Genomic DNA, 16,616 nt, shown 5'->3' on the forward strand with positions numbered 1-16,616 from the left:
CCGGACGTAGCATGGCCGGGTGACCACCACACAGCCGCTTCCCACGGTCGAGGACGTCCGCAAGGCGCTCTCGGGCGTGCAGGACCCCGAGATCCGCCGTCCGATCACCGAGATCGGCATGGTCAAGGACGTCGAGGTCGGGTCGGACGGCGCCGTGGTCGTGGGCGTCTTCCTCACGGTCGCGGGCTGTCCCATGCGCGACAAGATCACGTCCGACGTGACGGCCGCCGTGTCGGCGCTGGACGGGGTCTCGTCCGTGCGCGTCGACCTCGACGTGATGAGCGACGCCCAGCGCACCGAGCTGCGCAAGACGCTGCGCGGCGGTGTCGAGGAACCCGTCATCCCGTTCGCCCAGCCGGGCTCGCTGACGCGCGTCTACTGCGTCGCGTCCGGCAAGGGCGGTGTCGGCAAGTCGTCGGTCACCGTGAACCTGGCCGTGGCGATGGCCGCGCGCGGCCTGTCGGTCGGCATCGTCGACGCGGACATCTACGGCCACTCGATCCCGCGGATGCTGGGCGCCGACGGCAAGCCCACCCAGGTCGAGAAGATGATCATGCCGCCGCAGTCGCACGGCGTGAAGGTCATCTCGATCGGCATGTTCACGCCGGGCAACACCCCGGTCGTGTGGCGCGGGCCGATGCTGCACCGCGCGTTGCAGCAGTTCCTCGCGGACGTGTTCTGGGGCGACCTGGACGTGCTGCTGCTCGACCTGCCGCCCGGCACCGGTGACGTGGCCATCTCCGTCGCGCAGCTCGTGCCGAACGCCGAGATCCTGGTCGTGACGACGCCGCAGCAGGCCGCCGCCGAGGTGGCCGAGCGCGCCGGGTCGATCGCGCTGCAGACCCGGCAGCGGGTCGCGGGTGTCATCGAGAACATGTCGTGGCTGGAGATGCCCGACGGCTCCCGCATGGAGGTCTTCGGCTCCGGTGGCGGCGAGGCCGTCGCGGAGTCGCTGTCGAAGGCCATCGGCTCGGACGTGCCGCTGCTCGGCCAGGTGCCGCTCGACCCGCGGCTGCGGGAGAACGGCGACACCGGCACGCCGATCGTGAAGGCCGTGCCGGACTCGGCCGCCGCGAAGGTGCTGACCGAGGTGGCCACGAAGCTGAGCGTCCGCTCCCGCGGCCTCGCCGGCCGCCTGCTCAACGTCTCCCCCGCGGGCCGCTAACCCCCTGTCTCGCACTGCACGCGGGGCCCTTTCGTACTGTCAGACAGTACGAAAGGGCCCCGCGTACTTGAAAAACCAGGGGTCAGGTCGCGTCCGGGTCGAACGGCGGGCGCTCGCCGGGGGCGAGGGGGCGCTGCTCGGCCGCGGGAGGCGTGGGCGGCGCCGGGTAGCCGTTGGCCTTGGCCGGCGGCTCGGGGTCGTCGAAGAGGTGCTTGGCCACCGCGCGCTTCGGGTCGAAGTTGCGCAGCTCCCGCAGGTCTTCGAGCGGCTTGCGGAGCTGCTCGAAGTCCGGTCCCATCTCCTGCTTGAGCTGTTCGCGGGCACCGGTCGCATACTCGCGGACCTGACGCACGGTCTTGCCCAGCCAGGCCGCGGCGGACGGCAGGCGCTCGGGTCCCAGGATGAAGAGACCCGCGACCACGATGATGAGGATCTCCACCCATCCGATGCTGTCGAACACGAGTCCCAGCCTACTTCTCAGTCGCTCTTCAAAGTCACGTCCAGCGTGAGTTCCCGGCCCTGACGGGCGAGCGTCACCTGGACGGTCTCACCGATCTCGTGCTCGCGGACGGCGACGACCAGCTCGGCCGCGTTGCGGACCATCCGGTCGCCCACCTTGGTGATCACGTCACCCTCCTGGATGCCCGCTGCCGCCGCCGCGCCACCGGCGGGGACGTTCTGCACCTGGGCACCCTCGGAGGTCTCCGCGGACACCGACTTCACGTTGACGTTCATGTCGGCGTGCTTGACCTGGCCGCTGCGAATCAGCTCCTGGCTGATCTTGCGGGCCTGGTTGCCGGAGATCGCGAAGCCGAGGCCGACCGACCCGCCCGTCTCGGTGCGGATCGACGAGTTGATGCCGACGAGGGCACCGCGCGAGTCGACCAGCGCGCCGCCCGAGTTGCCGGGGTTGATGGCCGCGTCGGTCTGGATCGCGTCGTAGGTGACCTGCGGGCCGCCGTTCTCACCCGCGGCGGTCACCGGGCGGTGCAGCGCGGAGACGATGCCCTCGGTGACCGTGTTGGACAGCTGCAGCGGCGAACCGATGGCGATCACGCTGTCGCCGACCTGGAGCTCGTCGGAGTTGCCGAACTGCAGCACCGTCGGGTTCGTGACCTCGACCTTGATGACGGCGAGGTCGGTCTTCGGGTCGCGGCCGACGACGCGGGCCTGCGCGCGGGTGCCGTCGGTGAAGACGGCGCTCAGCTTGGCCGACGAGTCCTGCGCGGCCGGGGCGATGACGTGGTCGTTGGTCAGGATGTAGCCGCCGCCGTCGATGACGACGCCGGAGCCGACGCCCGCCACGTTGGTGCCCTTGAACTCGATCGACACGACGCTGGGCGTCACGCGCTTCGCGATGTCCGAGATCGACCCGGCGGGGCGTTCCTTGCCCTCGGCGACCTCGGCGAGGGTCACGGTCGAGTCGGTCAGGGGGTTGCCCGCGCGGCCGATCAGCCAGCCGACCAGGCCGCCCACGGCGCCGAGCAGCAGGGCCACGGACAGCAGCAGCGCCAGCGCGGTGGGCTTCACGCGCCGGCCGAAGAGCAGCTCGGGGATGCTGAGCTGCGGGCCGGGTGCCGGCTTGCCCTCGGGCTCGCCGGGCGGGTCCTCGGTGACGGCGGGTGGGCCGATGACGGCACCGGAGGCCGGGTCGCGCCACGGGTCGCCCGCGGGCTTGTCGCCCCAGAAGACCGGGTCGACGTCGGGGTCCTGGCCGGTGGAGACGGGCTGCGGCGGCCGCTGGAGCAGCTCACGCGAACCCTGGCGGCCGAAAGCCGTGGCGAGGGACTCGGGAGGCGGCGGCGCCGTCCGCATGGGGGCGACGGGCACGTCACGGGCGGCGAACGCACCGGGAACACCGCGGGGACGGCCGAACGCGGCGGCGGAGGCGGGGTCGACCGGCGGCTGCACCAGGGGCCGTGGCCGGAGCCTGCGGTGCGCTCCGTCGTCCACTCCGGAAACGGGTGTGGACGTCTGGCCGTTGGGCGACTGCTGGCTCATCTCTCCCCGAGTTTTCCGCTAGGAGTGCTGAACCACAGCGTGCCTGACGAACGGTGAAATGACTGTCAGGGGGTGGTCGCGAAGACGGCGCCGGCGTTCTGCGGGACGGCAGGCGCGGAAGGCTGCTCACCGCTGTCCGGCGTGGTGAACGCGAGTGCGCCGAGCAGCATGCCGCTCACGACGACACCGGCGCCCTGACGGGCCCGGCGGCCGCTGAACCAGCCGTTGCTGCCGAGCGGCCGTGACGACCCGAGCATCGGCCCGGAGCCGAACGCGGGCTTGTCGGTGCGCTGGACGGCGACGAACTGCCCGTCCTCGGTGATCGAGAGGCCGTCCGGAGCGGAGGGCAGCTCGACCTCCTGCGGGATGGCGCCGAGCCGGTCCAGCAACGACGCCGGCGCCGTGGGCGTCGACGCGGTGCGCACGGCCGCGCGCGCCTGCTGCTGGGTGTAGGTCTCGAACGCGCAGAAACCGCAGCTCTGGATGTGCGCGGAAGCCCGCTCGCGCGCGGTCGAGGACAGTTCCCCGTCCACGAACGCGACCACGGCGTCCGGCAAGAGGTGCTGCTCCGGCAGTCCCCAACCACGGAGGTCGGTCATGCAGTGTCCTCCAGCGACGATTCCCGACGACGACGTTCGAGCGCGACCCGCAGGGCCTGGCGGCCCCGGTGGATCCTGCTCCTCACGGTACCCATCTTCACCCCGAGCGTGGCGCCGATCTCCTCGTAGGAGAGTCCTTCCACGTCACAGAGCACGACCGCGGCGCGGAACTCCGGCGGGAGCTCGTCCAGCGCGGCCTGCAGGTCGGGGTCGAGGTGGTTCTCGTCGAAGATCTCCTCGGGGGACAGGTCGTCACCCTCGAGGCGGTCGTTGTCCTCGGGCAGCGCCTCCATGCGGACACGGCTGCGACGGCGAGCCATGTCGAGGAAGAGGTTGGTGGTGATGCGGTGCAGCCACCCCTCGAAGGTGCCCGGCTTGTACGACGCGAGGGACCGGAAGACGCGGATGAACGTCTCCTGCGTCAGGTCCTCGGCGTCGTGCTGGTTGCCGGTCAACCGGTACGCGAGCCGGTAGACGCGGTCCGCGTGCTCGCGAACGATGGAGTCCCACGAGGGCGGCGTCCAGTCGGCCGTCTCGATGGGCGCGACGGCCTCCGGCGAACTCGACTGCGTGCGCATCAGGTGTTTCGGCACCTCCATGTGGGCCGCCCGGCGACCCTCGTGCGGCTCAACGGACGGCGGGTCCGGCTTGTTCCCGACCAGAGCCTGGCTTGTTGCTTACTTACCTTCCCCGCCTCTCTTTAAACGATCGTGAGAGATGCCTGAGAGCACCCTGAGAATCTCGGTTCGGGCCACGTTCACCCGTTTTGGGCACGGGTGGCACTAACCTGGTAACCCGTGACCACGGAATCGGCCCTGCGGGAGTACGTCGAGCAGTACCTCCCCGAGGACGACGTGCACCTGGCGGCGAGAGCACGCGGCCAGGAACTGGGCTGCGTGCCCATCGGCGCGGGCGGAGGCGCCGCCCTGCGGTTCCTCGCGACCGCACTCCAGGCCCGGGCAGTGGTGGAGATCGGCACCGGCGCGGGCACCAGCGGCCTCTACCTCCTGGCGGGCATGCCACAGTCAGGCGTCCTGACCTCGATAGACGTGTCCCCGGAACACCAACGGGCAGCCCGCGAGGCATACGCGGCGGCAGGCATCTCCCCGTCCCGCACCCGCCTCATCATGGGCAAGGCCCTGGACGTCCTCCCCAGGCTGACCGACGCGGCCTACGACCTGGTCTTCGTGGACGCCTACAAGCCGGAGTACCCCCAGTACCTCCAGCACGGCGTCCGCATGCTCCGCCCAGGAGGCGTGATCGCCTTCGACAACGTCCTCTGGCACGGATCGGTAGTGGACCCGACCAAGCAGGACGACTCCACCCAGGCCATGCGAGACATAGCCAAGCTGGTCAGGGACGACGACCGCCTGGTCCCGGTGATCCTCCCCCTGGGCGACGGCCTGCTGGTGGCCGCCCGCCGCCCGTAGCCACCCGCCGCTCGTAGCCGCCCCAGAGCCGTCACGCGGGGGCCTTTCGTACTGTCACGTAGTACGAAGGGCCCCCGCGTGCGGAAAGTCAGTAGGCGCGGACGCCCTTGCCGAGGACTGTGACGCCGCCGGCGGACACCGTGTAGCGCTCGCGGTCCATCGGCGCGTCCACACCGATCAGAGCCCCGTCCGGCACCACGACGTTCTTGTCCAAAATGGCCCGCCGGACGACGGCGCCCTTGCCGATCCGGACACCGGGCAGGAGAACCGATCCCTGCACCACCGACCCGACCTCGACGGTCACGTCGGAAGAGATCACCGACCCGTGGATCTTCCCGGAGATGATCGACCCCGGGCCGACCATCGAGTCCTCGGCCGACCCGCCGGCGATGAACTTGGCAGGCGGCAACGGCGGCGTAGCAGTGCGAATGGGCCACAACTGGTTGTACAGGTTGAAGATCGGATGGACCGAAACCAGGTCCATGTGCGCGTCGTAGTAGGCGTCGATCGTCCCGACGTCCCGCCAGTACCCGCGATCCCGGTCGGTGGCCCCCGGAACCACGTTGTCCTGGAAGTCGTAGACGTGCGCCTTACCCCGGTCCACCAGCATGGGGATGATGTCCCCACCCATGTCGTGGTCCGAGTCGGGGTTCAACGCGTCCCCGCGCAGCGCGTCCAGCAACGCCTCGGTGGTGAACACGTAGTTGCCCATCGAAGCGAAAGTGACGTCCGGGTCGTCCGGCACGTGCGGCGGGTCGGACGGCTTCTCCAGGAACCGGGTGATCTTGCCGGAGGCGTCGCTGTCGATGCAGCCGAACGCCTTCGCCTCGGTCCTGGGCACGCGGATGCCGGCGACGGTCACGGCCGCGCCCGACTCGACGTGCTGCTCGATCATCTGGCCGGGGTCCATCCGGTACACGTGGTCGGCGCCGAAGATGACGACGTGGTCGGGCTTCTCGTCGTGCACCAGGTTCAGCGACTGGAAGATCGCGTCGGCGGAGCCGGTGTACCAGCGCGGGCCCAGGCGCTGCTGGGCCGGGACCGGCGTCACGTACTGACCGAGCACATTGGACAGGCGCCACGTCGTCGAGATGTGGCGGTCCAGCGAGTGCGACTTGTACTGCGTCAGCACGCAGAGCTTCGCGAGCCCGGCGTTGACGAGGTTGGACAGCACGAAGTCGACCAGCCGGTAGTTGCCCCCGAAGGGCACAGCCGGTTTCGCGCGGTCGGCCGTCAGAGGCCACAGGCGCTTGCCCTCACCACCGGCAAGCACAATTCCGAGAACGTGCGGCTGCCCCTTCACAGCATGTGACCCTATCCGTGCGATCGTTTCTGAACCAGACGCAACGCGGTGCGTCCCGCCGGGTACCACCGTGATCTACGGTGAACACGTGCGAGTTGCGCTCTTGACCCGGGAATATCCGCCGGAGGTCTACGGCGGTGCTGGCGTGCACGTGGGATTCCTCGTGCCCCACCTCCGCGAACTGGTGGACGTCGACGTGCACTGCTTCGGCGGGCCGCGATCGGACGCCACGGCCCACAACCCGCCGCACAGCCTGGAGCAGGCGAACGCGGCGCTCACGACGCTCGCCGTTGACCTGGAGATGGCCGCGGCGGTGTCGACGGCCAACCTCGTGCACTCGCACACCTGGTACGCCAACATGGGCGGTCACCTGGCCAAACTCCTGCACGGGATCCCGCACGTGGTCACGGCGCACTCGCTGGAGCCGCGCCGGCCGTGGAAGGCGGAGCAGCTCGGCGGCGGCTACCGGATCTCGTCGTGGGCCGAGCGGACCGCGTACGAGAGCGCCGACGCGGTGATCGCCGTGAGCGAGGGGATGCGGGCCGACGTGCTCGACGCGTACCCGTCGCTCGACCCGGCGAAGGTCCACGTGGTGCGCAACGGCATCGACTCGGCGGCGTACCACCCGGTGACCGAGAGCGACGCGCTGACGTCGCGCGGCATCGACCCGGAGAGGCCGATCGTCGCGTTCGTGGGGAGGATCACCCGCCAGAAGGGGGTGGGCCACCTCGTCGCCGCCGCGCACCACGTCGACCCGGAAGCGCAGATCGTGCTGTGCGCGGGTGCGCCGGACACCCCGGAGATCGCCGAGGAGACCCGGCGGGCGGTGAGCGAGCTGTCCGAGTCGCGGCCCGGTGTGTTCTGGATCCAGAAGATGCTGCAGCCGGCCGAGGTGCGGCAGATCCTCAGCCACGCGACGGTGTTCGTGTGCCCGTCGGTCTACGAGCCGCTGGGCATCGTGAACCTGGAGGCGATGGCGTGCGGCACGGCGGTCGTGGCCAGTGACGTCGGCGGCATCCCGGAGGTCGTCGCGCACGACGAGACCGGTCTCCTCGTCCACTACGACGAGCGGGATTTGTCGACTTATCGCCTCGAACTGGCCCAGGCGATCAACGACCTGATCGCCGACCCCGACCGGGCACGCCGCTTCGGCGCCGCCGGACGCACCCGCGCCGAGCAGGAGTTCTCCTGGTCCGCGATGGCCGCGCAGACCGTCGAGGTTTACCGAGCTGTGACCTGAGACACAAGTCGTTTGGGCAACCTGCGTGCCTGAGGACCGCCTTTAACCAGTAGTGACGTTGTCGATGCATCTGGTGAGGGGCGCGAAGACTGTGCGTGGTGCGCTGTTGGGTCTGACGATCCTCCTCGCGGTGGCCGGATGTGCGACGACTCCCGCTTCCCAGCCCACGTCCGTGCAGCTCACCGTGGACGGCGTGAAGCTGGCGGGCGCCGACGACCTGCAGTCGCAGGCCGAGGCGCAGCTGGCCTACACGCTCGACTACGGCTACGTGGCACGGGCCGGCGCAGCGGCGGTGAGCTGCTGGTTCGCCAAGACCGGTGTCGAGTTCGAGGTCGAGAGGCGGCTGTGGTGCGGACCGGTCCAGGTGCCCGGCACCGGAGCGGGCACCGACTGGGTGCCCGTGCCGATGAAGGAGACCGCCAAGGACGGTGACGAGGTCCGGTTCGAGGTCCAGTCGCCGCAGGTGCCGGAGAAGGGCAACCGCAGCACGCCGACGAACAGGCTCGTGCGCACCGACGGCAAGGAGATCGACCCGTCGAAGCAGCAGGACCTCACGGCCGGGCGGGACTTCCTCGCGGTGCTGCCCGACGACGGCAAGCGCCCGAACTCCGACCTGGGTCTCGGCAACGTCGAGATCAAGGTCCGCGACGACCTGCTCTCCGCGGTCGTCACGGGCTGGGCGAACCCGGACGTCTGGTACACCGCCGAGGGCACCGTGCGCGCCGAGGACGGCACCCGGCTGCGGGTCGTGCGGGTGAAGGTCGAGAAGCCGCATGAGACGGACAGCGGTTTCCACCGCACCAACTGGCAGGGCTTCGCCCCGCAGCCGTCGGAGCTCGCGCTGGAACTGCCCGGCAAGCGTCAGGTGCTGCCCCACGACCGGCTGCCGGCCAGCGGCTCGGTCTTCATCGTCTACACCGTGCCGGACGCGCCGGGCGAGGGCGCGGAGGTGCTCTCGCTCAGCACCCTCGGCGCGAAGTCGCTGGAGCAGCGGGTCGAGGTGCCGTCCGGCAAGCGCCTCGACACCCCGCCGCCCGTGCTCCGCCGCGCCGCCGGTCCCGCGCACTTCACCGAGCCGACCCAGAAGATCCGCTTCGGCGACCGCGAGCTGGGCATGAAGGTCACCGGCCTGAAGCTCGGCAGGCAGCGCCCGGTCAAGCTCGGCGAGAGCCAGTACGACGTCGCCACGATCTCCGCGGACGACAAGGCGTTGCTGGAGGTGCGGCTGGAGGCCACCGGCAACCTGCCCGACACCGCGGGCGGCAACCTCACCAAGGAGCTGGTCACCGTCGAGCTCGCGGACGGCACCCCCGCCCGGCAGGTGGGCGCCCGCTACGACGGCGGCCCGCTGCCCTTCGCGGTCGTGGTGGAGATCCCGGCGGACGCCCGCTCGGTCTCGGTCGGCCTGGTCGGCGGCACTCCGGAGCTGCCCCGGCTCGGCACGACGCCGATCGCCCCGCTCGACGGCCGCATGACCGTGGCACTGGACTTCTGAGCCTCGGCGGCCTCGTGCCGCACCCGCGCGCCCGAGTTGTGGGCGAGCATCGCGGCCAGCGCGAACCAGCCGAGGACCACCAGCACCAGCCCGCCCCAGCCCCACTGCTCGTACGAGGCGCTGCCGGACGTGCCGCCGATGCTGCTGCCCACGTAGAACCCGCACAGGTACAGGCCGGACGCCTGGCCGCGGGCGTTCTCGGGTGCCCGCGCGCCGACCCAGCCGCTGGCGGTGGCGTGTGCCGCGAAGAACCCGGCGGTGACGACCGCGAGCCCGAGCGGCACCCACGCGAGGCTCGCCACGGCGCCGAGGGCCAGCACGCCGATGCACATCTGCAGCACGCGGCCACGCCCGTACCGGTCGGCGAGCCTGCCCGCGAACGCCGCCGACGTGCTGCCGAGGCCGTAGAACAGGAACACCAGCGTCTCCAGCCACACCGGCCCGGTCAGCTGGAAGCCCGCGACGTTGTAGAACGAGATGAACGCGCCCACCAGCAGCACCGCCACCACGTACAGCGAGAGCAGCACCGGGTCCGTCAGCGCCGCCCTCATCCCGCGCGGCGCCCGCTTCGGCCCGCTCACCGCCTTCGGCAGCAGGAACACCACGACGAGCGCCGCGACGAGCCCGAAGACACCGGCGAGCAGCACCGAGCCGCGCCAGCTCAGCCAGTCGGCGGTCATGCCGGTGACGAGCCGTCCCGTCATGCCGCCGAGGCTGTTCCCGGCGATCATCGCGCCCATCGCGGCACCGAGCCCGCGCTTGTCCAGCTCGTCGGCGAGGTAGGCCATCGACGCCGCGGGCACCCCGGCCGCCGCGACGCCCTGCAGCACGCGCAGCACCAGGAACACGTCGTACGTCGGCGCGAACGGCAGCGCGATCCCCAGCAGCGCCGCCACCAGCACGCTGGCCACGATCACCGGCCGCCGCCCGACGCGTTCGGACAGCATCGCGACCGGCACCACCGCCGCGGCCAGCGCGAGCGTCGCGGCCGAGAGCGCGAGCGACGCGCCGCTGGGCCCCAGCCCGTAGTCGCGCGCGATCTCCGGCAGCACCGGCTGCGGCGTGTAGAGCAACGCGAAGCACGCGAAGCCCGAGGCGGCGATGGACGCGGTCAGCCTGTTCACGATTTCGACGCTAAGCCATACGTCCAATACGGAAATGAGTGAGAATCAATTCATGGACGAATTGGAGCTGGCGCCGAAGCTGGCGGTGCTGAAGGCACTGGCCGCCGACGAGCACGTCACCCGTGCCGCGGACCGCGTCGGGCTCCCCCAGCCCACCGTCAGCCGCTGGCTCGCCGAGCTGGGCGAGCGGCTGGGCGCGCCGGTGGTCGTGAAGAGCGGCAGGCGGGTGCGGCTCACCCGTGCCGGACGGCTGCTGGCCGACGCCGCGACCCGGTCGCTCGCCGCGCTCGAACCGGGGCTGCGTGCCGTCGAGGAGGAGCTCGACCCGGAGAAGGGCAGGGTCGTGCTGGGCTTCCTGCACATGCTCGGCCGGTCCGTGGTGCCCGAGCTGGTCCGCGGGTTCCGCGCCGAGCACCCGCACGTGCGGTTCGGCCTCGTCCAGAACGCCCGCTACACCGTCGTCGACAAGCTGTTGCAGGGTGAGATCGACCTCGCCCTCGTCGCACCGCCGCCGGACGACCCGGCGATCGAGTCGGTCGTGGTCTTCGAGCAGGAGCTGATCGTCGTGGTCCCGGCCGCGCACCCGCTCGCGGCACGAGAGGACGTGCGGCTCGCCGACCTCGTGGACGTGGACCTGATCCTGCTGGAACACGGCTACGGCCTGCGGCAGATCACCGACGACATGTTCGCGCGGGCGGGCCTCACGCCGCGGGTCGCGTTCGAGAGCCAGGAGATCGAGACCGTGCGCGGGCTGGTGGCGGCCGGTCTCGGCGTCGCGGTGCTGACGCGCGCCGAGAACCCGCCGCAGGGCCTGCGCGAGCTACCGCTGACGCCCCGGTCGGCCCGCGTCTTCGGCCTCGCGTGGCTGCGGGACCACCCGCAGCCGCCCGCCGTCCGCGCGTTCCGCGAGCACGCCCTGCGGACTCACGGCGTCCAGGACTGAGAGCGCGACCAGGTCCGCAGGTACGACTCGGCGCCGCCCAGCATGTCCGTCACGAGCTGGTCGCCGCCCAGCTGGCGCACCTTCTCGACCCAGTCCGGCAGCAGGCCGATGTGCGCGCCGCCGTCGACGTTGATGTCCCACACCCGCTCACCGGTGCGCTGCCGGTCGACCAGCGGGCCGTCCGGGTAGCTGCGGAACGGGTACGTCACCCCGGACTGCGGTGCCGGGTGCGAGCCCACGCCGTTGTAGTCCGAGCCGAACCCGATGCCCACGTCGTACCGACGCCGCAGCGGCTCGGCGGCGGCGGCCTGGGCCACGTAGCCGCCGGGGTCGTTCTCGTAGCCCGCGATGAACCCGCCGAGCCGGTAGACCTGCTCGGTCCACTGGGCGTCCATCCAGCTGTGGCTGGAGACGATGCCGGGGTAGCCGGCCTGCTCGGCGAGCCGCAACGTGCGCCCGGCCGCCTTCACGCTCATGTGGTCGATCTCGATCATCATGTGCCTGCGCATCATGGCCTGCACCGCGTATTCGCCGAGCGACGTCAGGCCGCGCACGTTGCACCGCTTCGCCGGGTCGTAGGCGGGCGCGACGACCCCCGCCGGGATCAGCGCGTTCGGGCCGACGGTGCCGATCGGGTTGTCCTGCTGCGGGCCCTGGCACTGCTCGGTCTTCCACCACGTGCCGGTGCGCAGGAACTGGCCCGCGTTGATCACGCCGCCCTGGGTGCCGGAGTCGAAGCGGACGCCGCACAGCGCGTTGTCGAACTTGTGGCACAGGAACGCGCTGCGCACGCCGAGCGCGTAGACCTCGTCGAGGCCGCGGTCGATGTCGGCCTTGTCGCACAACGGGATGTCGAGCAGCATCCGGCAGCCGAAGATCTCCGAGGTCTCGATGCCGAGCACGACCGCGAGCTTGCCCTGCGCGACGACGTTCCTGGCCTGCTCGGACGACGTGACGATGCGGAACCAGCCCTTGCCGGGCCCGCCGAACATGCGGTCGACGTACGCCTGCAGCTCGTAGGTGCGCTGGGCTTGGAGCCGGACCGACGTCATCTCGTCGCACGGCCGGTCTTTGAACGGGTGGATGACGCACAGCTCGGCGTTGCTGGTGAGATCGGTCACCAGGACGCGCTGGCCGCCGCGCCAGGCCCGTTCCAGCCAGGCGTAGTAGTTCTGCTGGTGCGAGACCGTCGTGTCGGACGGCCAGTCGCGGAACGTCGGCCAGCCCACCGGGTCGTGACCGTCGAGGTCGCCCGTCACGATCGCCTCGAAGATCGCGCCGAGACCCGCGGGGTGGTGCTCGGGGCAGTCCTTCAGCGCGTCCGCGACGCCCTGCTCGGAGAACGGCGCTCCGCAGATCAGCCTGCCGCCGAAGCCCTCGTGGGTCATCAGGTGGTTGTGCGCGTCGACGAAGCCGCGCACCCGGCCCTGCTCGTCGGTGCCCTTGAACGGTTCGCCGGTCACGTTGACCTGCGAGTCCACCGCGGGCCGTGCGACGGGTTCCCACCACGGCGTCGCGGCCGACGCGGGGGTGAGCGCGGCGGCCAGCAGGGCAAGGGCGACGACCAGGCGAACGATCATGCGAGCGCTCCTCCGTGTGGTGGCGCTCACATGATGCCGCGACACCCGCCCGTTCCGGATCGGCGGATCGTAGGGACCTCGCGGGATCGACCTCAGCTGGAGTAGTGCTCGGCCAGCTCCACGAGCGTCCGCGCGCCGAAGCCCGTGGCGCCCGGGACGACCTCGTCGTAGACCTTCTCCGACCGCGCCGGACCCGCGATGTCGAGGTGCGCCCACGGCACGTCGCCCGCGAACTTCTGCAGGAACAGCGCCGCGGTGATGCCGCCGGGGCCGGGAGGGCACTGCCGGTAGTCGGCGATCTCGCTGTGCACGGCCTCGGCGTGCTCCTCCAGCAGCGGCATCCGCCACCACTGCTCCGCGACGCGGGCACCGGCGCCGACGACCTGGGCCGCGATCGCGTCGGACGGCGTGAAGACACCGCCCGTGCGCAGGCCCAGCGACACCTTCATGGCGCCCGTCAGCGTCGCGACGTCCACCAGCAGGTCCGGCTTCAGGTTCTTCACCGCGTACGCCAGCGCGTCGGCCAGGACCATGCGGCCCTCGGCGTCGGTGTTCGTCACCTCGGTGGTCGCGCCGCCGTAGTGGCGCACGACGTCGCCGGGCCGGTAGGACGAGCCCGAGACGTGGTTCTCCGCGCACGGCACCAGGCCGGTGACCCTGATCGGCAGCTTGCGCCTGGCCACGGCGATGAGCGCGGCGATCACCGCGCCGCCGCCCGCCATGTCGGTGCGCATCAGGTGCATGCCGTCGGCGGGCTTCACCGAGATGCCGCCGGTGTCGAACGTGATGCCCTTGCCGACGAACACCAGGTGCGGGCCGGTGGTGCCGTAGGTCAGCTCCAGGAAGCGGGGCGGGCGGGCCGAGCCGCCGCCGACGGCGAGCACGCCGCCGAAGCCCTGCTGCCGGAGCCACTTCTCGTCGCGCACGACGGCGGACAGGCCGTCGACCTTCTCGGCGATCTTCGCGGCGGTGGTCGTGAGCCAGCGCGGGTCCTTGACGTTGGACGGGGTGTTGGCGAGGTCGCGGGTGAGCGAGGTGGCCGTGGCCAGCGCGTGCGCCTTCAGCGCGGCCGACGTCAGCACCTCCTCGAACCCGGTGTCGCCGGTCACGAGCCGCAGCGAGCCGACGCGCTTGCGCGCGTCCTCGCCGGTCACCTTGAAGCGGTAGCCGCCGAGCGCCGCGCCCAGCACGAACGCGCGCACCTTCTCGGCGTCGAAGTCGGGGGTGAGCAGCACGTCGACGGACTTCGGGGCGTCGTCGCCGGTCAGCGCCCGCACGAGCGCGGCACCGGCGGCCCGGTGGTCGGCGGGGGTGCCCGCGCCGACGCCGAGTGTCCAGGCCCGGTCGTGCCGCACCGTCTCACCGGTCTTGCCGGTCAGGGCGGAGACGTCGATGCCGTCGCCACCCGGTCCGAGCTCCGGTCCGGTGGCCGCGAGAACGACCGCCGGAACGCCGCGACGCGTGGTGGTGGCCACCTCGACGTCCACGAGCTTGGTGGGCACGGACGGAACCGTCGACGCCACTGCCTGACCTCCTAGAACATCGCTTACCGCTCATTCTCGCCCGAGCCGAGAACGAAGCGATGCCCCGGTCTCCACTGTGGAAACCGGGGCGCTACTGCTTCCTCGCCGGGTGCCTCAGCCGGCGGCGGCCTTCAGCGCGTCGCCCAAGGCGCTGGCCTCGTCCGCCGACATCTCGACGACGAGGCGCCCACCACCCTCGAGCGGCACGCGCATGACGATGCCGCGTCCCTCCTTGGTGACCTCGAGGGGACCGTCGCCGGTCCGGGGCTTCATGGCCGCCATCGCGTGCTCCCTCCGTCAACATCTTCCCCGTCCGGCCAGGCCGGATCTGCTCCATTCTCCCCTATCGCGACTCCGGGGCGAAACCGAACCGATCTTTTGGCGAGTCCGGGTGACAGTTGTCGATCTTGACTTGTCGCTGTTCAGTACCCGTTTTCCAGGCAAGGCAACACTTTCGGCACAACCGGGTGGTGTGACGTTCACCGAACGGACCAACCGCACCCGGCCACCGGCACGGCGTGCCAGACTGGGCAGGGTGCGAGCCCGTTCCGCGCTCTTCGACGTCTACGGCGGCCACCTGCGCGAACGCGGAGGCGCCGCCACCATCGCCGCGCTCGTCCGGCTGCTGGAGCCCCTCGGCTTCGCCGCGCCGGCCGTCCGCACGGCCGTGTCGCGCACCGTCCGGCAGGGCTGGCTGCAGCCCGTGCGGCTCCCTGACGGGCCCGGATACGCCATGACACCTCGCGGGGAACGACGCCTCGACGAGGCCGCTGCCCGCATCTACCGCACCCGGCCGTCCACCTGGGACGGTCGCTGGCACGTGGTCGTGCTGGAGGAGATGCCCGGCCGCGACTCGCGCGACCACCTGGCCTCCTCGCTGCAACTGCTCGGCTACGGCGCGCTCGGTCCTGTGACGTGGATCGCGCCCCGGCCGTCGCCTGAGCTGGGTGACGTGCTGGCCGCGGAGGAAGTCCAGGCACGAACTTTTCACGGTTCACACGACGGACAGGACTCCGAGCTCGCGGAGAGGGCCTGGGACCTCGCTGAGCTGGGCCGCGACTACGCCGCGTTCGTCGCGCACTGGCACGCCGAGGTGTCCGGTGTGGACGCGACGGACGACGCGGCGGCGTTCGCAGGATCACAGCGGCTGCTGCACGCGTGGCGCAAGTTCCTGTTCCGCGATCCCGGTCTTCCTGCTGAACTGTTGCCACCGGACTGGCCGGGCCACGCGGCAGCCTCGTTCTTCGACGAACAGACGCTGCGGCTGGCACCGGGCACGACTCGCTTCGTCGACGAGTGCCTGCGGCCGGCCCGCAACGTTTCCACCGCTTGATGGAGGTCCAGTGGCCGAGCTCCTCGTCGACGACGCCGATGGTGTGCGCACGCTCACGTTCAACCGCCCCGAGGCGTTCAACGCCTTCACGACCTCGCTGAAGGAGTCGTTCCTCGCCGCGCTGCGGGACACGGCCGCCGACGCGTCGGTGCGCGCGGTGGTGATCACGGGTGCGGGCAGGGCGTTCTGCGCGGGCCAGGACCTCAAGGAGCACATCGGCCTGTTGCAGGCGGGCGACCCGGCGCCGCTGCACACCGTCGAGAAGCACTACAACCCGATCGTGCGCGAGCTCGTCGGCATGCCGAAGCCGGTGATCGCCGCCGTCAACGGCAGCGCGGCGGGCGCGGGCGCGTCCTTCGCCTACGCCGCGGACCTGCGCATCGCGGGCGCGTCGGCGAAGTTCCTGATGGCGTTCGCGAACGTCGGCCTGACCGCCGACTCGGGCGCGTCCTACACGCTGCCGAGGCTGATCGGCCACGGCAGGGCGATGGAGATGATGCTGCTCGCCCAGCCCGTCGCCGCCGAGGAGGCGCTGCGGATCGGCATGGTCAACCAGGTCGTCCCCGACGAGGAGCTGCTGCCCACCGCGCTCGCGCTGGCCGCGAAGCTCGCCGCGGGCCCGACCACGGCGTACGCGAAGATCAAGGAAGCCCTCGCCGCCGCGGCGGACGGGACGCTGGAGGACGCGCTGGAGGCCGAGCGCCGCACCCAGGCCGACTGCGGCGCGACCCAGGACCACCGCGAGGCCGTCGACGCGTTCGTGAACAAACGCGCCCCGAAGTTCACCGGCCGCTGATCCCGCCCACCCGCTCCCCCTGCCCGCCCGCTCCCCCGCCCCACCCGCTTCCCCGCCCACCCGCTTCCCCGGATCGCACGCGGG

General features: G+C 71.3%; 15 protein-coding genes. 6 read left to right on the forward strand and 9 right to left on the reverse strand.

Annotated elements, in window-relative coordinates; genetic code table 11:
• Positions 1 to 19 precede the first annotated feature (19 nt).
• On the forward strand, positions 20 to 1,165 hold the full coding sequence (locus BLT23_RS25880; protein WP_090053241.1) for an Mrp/NBP35 family ATP-binding protein: 1,146 nt from the start codon (positions 20 to 22) through the stop codon (positions 1,163 to 1,165).
• Positions 1,166 to 1,247: 82 nt separating this feature from the next.
• On the opposite strand, the gene tatB is transcribed toward BLT23_RS25880, so the two are convergent.
• The 4 genes from tatB to sigE all read right to left on the reverse strand — a co-directional run bounded on the left by tatB (position 1,248) and on the right by sigE (position 4,343).
• Positions 1,248 to 1,625, reverse strand: coding sequence for a Sec-independent protein translocase protein TatB (gene tatB, locus BLT23_RS25885; protein WP_090053243.1), 378 nt, complete (start codon positions 1,623 to 1,625; stop codon positions 1,248 to 1,250).
• 17 nt (positions 1,626 to 1,642) lie between these two features.
• Complete coding sequence (locus BLT23_RS25890) at positions 1,643 to 3,166, reverse strand: S1C family serine protease (protein ID WP_090053246.1); 1,524 nt, start codon at positions 3,164 to 3,166, stop codon at positions 1,643 to 1,645.
• Positions 3,167 to 3,231: 65 nt separating this feature from the next.
• Positions 3,232 to 3,765, reverse strand: coding sequence for an anti-sigma factor family protein (locus BLT23_RS25895; protein WP_245744173.1), 534 nt, complete (start codon positions 3,763 to 3,765; stop codon positions 3,232 to 3,234).
• The gene (sigE, locus tag BLT23_RS25900) at positions 3,762 to 4,343 is read right to left on the reverse strand and encodes an RNA polymerase sigma factor SigE (RefSeq protein ID WP_176946926.1); all 582 of its coding nucleotides are present in this window, start codon (positions 4,341 to 4,343) and stop codon (positions 3,762 to 3,764) included. The genes BLT23_RS25895 and sigE overlap by 4 nt, the downstream gene beginning before the upstream one ends.
• 219 nt (positions 4,344 to 4,562) lie before the next feature.
• On the opposite strand from sigE, the gene BLT23_RS25905 reads away from it, so the two are divergent.
• Positions 4,563 to 5,195 carry an O-methyltransferase gene (locus BLT23_RS25905; RefSeq protein WP_090053250.1) on the forward strand — a complete coding sequence of 211 codons (633 nt, stop codon included), beginning with the start codon at positions 4,563 to 4,565 and terminating at the stop codon, positions 5,193 to 5,195.
• Between the two features lie 88 nt (positions 5,196 to 5,283).
• Here the strand turns inward: BLT23_RS25905 and glgC are convergent, their stop codons facing one another.
• Entirely contained in the window at positions 5,284 to 6,498 is a 1,215-nt protein-coding gene (gene glgC, locus BLT23_RS25910) for a glucose-1-phosphate adenylyltransferase (protein ID WP_090053253.1), read from the reverse strand.
• Between the two features lie 88 nt (positions 6,499 to 6,586).
• On the opposite strand from glgC, the gene glgA reads away from it, so the two are divergent.
• A complete protein-coding gene (gene glgA, locus BLT23_RS25915; protein ID WP_176946927.1) occupies positions 6,587 to 7,738 on the forward strand; it encodes a glycogen synthase in 1,152 nt (383 codons plus the stop codon).
• 1,332 nt (positions 7,739 to 9,070) lie between these two features.
• Here glgA and BLT23_RS25920 read toward each other — a convergent pair.
• Complete coding sequence (locus tag BLT23_RS25920; RefSeq protein ID WP_245744174.1) at positions 9,071 to 10,357, reverse strand: MFS transporter; 1,287 nt, start codon at positions 10,355 to 10,357, stop codon at positions 9,071 to 9,073.
• A gap of 52 nt (positions 10,358 to 10,409) precedes the next feature.
• On the opposite strand from BLT23_RS25920, the gene BLT23_RS25925 reads away from it, so the two are divergent.
• Positions 10,410 to 11,300, forward strand: a complete 891-nt coding sequence (locus BLT23_RS25925; RefSeq protein ID WP_245744175.1) for a LysR family transcriptional regulator — start codon at positions 10,410 to 10,412, stop codon at positions 11,298 to 11,300.
• Here BLT23_RS25925 and BLT23_RS25930 read toward each other — a convergent pair.
• From BLT23_RS25930 to BLT23_RS25940, 3 genes are all read right to left on the reverse strand, one after another.
• Positions 11,282 to 12,880: an amidohydrolase family protein gene (locus BLT23_RS25930; RefSeq protein WP_090053260.1), complete on the reverse strand. Its 1,599-nt coding sequence runs from the start codon at positions 12,878 to 12,880 to the stop codon at positions 11,282 to 11,284. The genes BLT23_RS25925 and BLT23_RS25930 overlap by 19 nt on opposite strands.
• A gap of 92 nt (positions 12,881 to 12,972) precedes the next feature.
• Positions 12,973 to 14,382: a leucyl aminopeptidase family protein gene (locus BLT23_RS25935; protein WP_245744176.1), complete on the reverse strand. Its 1,410-nt coding sequence runs from the start codon at positions 14,380 to 14,382 to the stop codon at positions 12,973 to 12,975.
• Positions 14,383 to 14,517: 135 nt separating this feature from the next.
• Positions 14,518 to 14,685 (reverse strand): DUF3117 domain-containing protein, encoded by a 168-nt coding sequence (locus tag BLT23_RS25940; RefSeq protein WP_065914675.1) that lies wholly within the window; start codon positions 14,683 to 14,685, stop codon positions 14,518 to 14,520.
• 253 nt (positions 14,686 to 14,938) lie between these two features.
• Between BLT23_RS25940 and BLT23_RS25945 the strand changes: the two genes are divergently transcribed.
• On the forward strand, positions 14,939 to 15,736 hold the full coding sequence (locus BLT23_RS25945) for a PaaX family transcriptional regulator (protein WP_090053817.1): 798 nt from the start codon (positions 14,939 to 14,941) through the stop codon (positions 15,734 to 15,736).
• A 10-nt stretch (positions 15,737 to 15,746) separates the two neighbouring features.
• Complete coding sequence (locus tag BLT23_RS25950) at positions 15,747 to 16,532, forward strand: enoyl-CoA hydratase-related protein (RefSeq protein ID WP_090053266.1); 786 nt, start codon at positions 15,747 to 15,749, stop codon at positions 16,530 to 16,532.
• Positions 16,533 to 16,616: the final 84 nt, after the last annotated feature.

The sequence above is a fragment of the Lentzea fradiae genome (assembly GCF_900100955.1).
GTDB lineage: Bacteria > Actinomycetota > Actinomycetes > Mycobacteriales > Pseudonocardiaceae > Lentzea > Lentzea fradiae.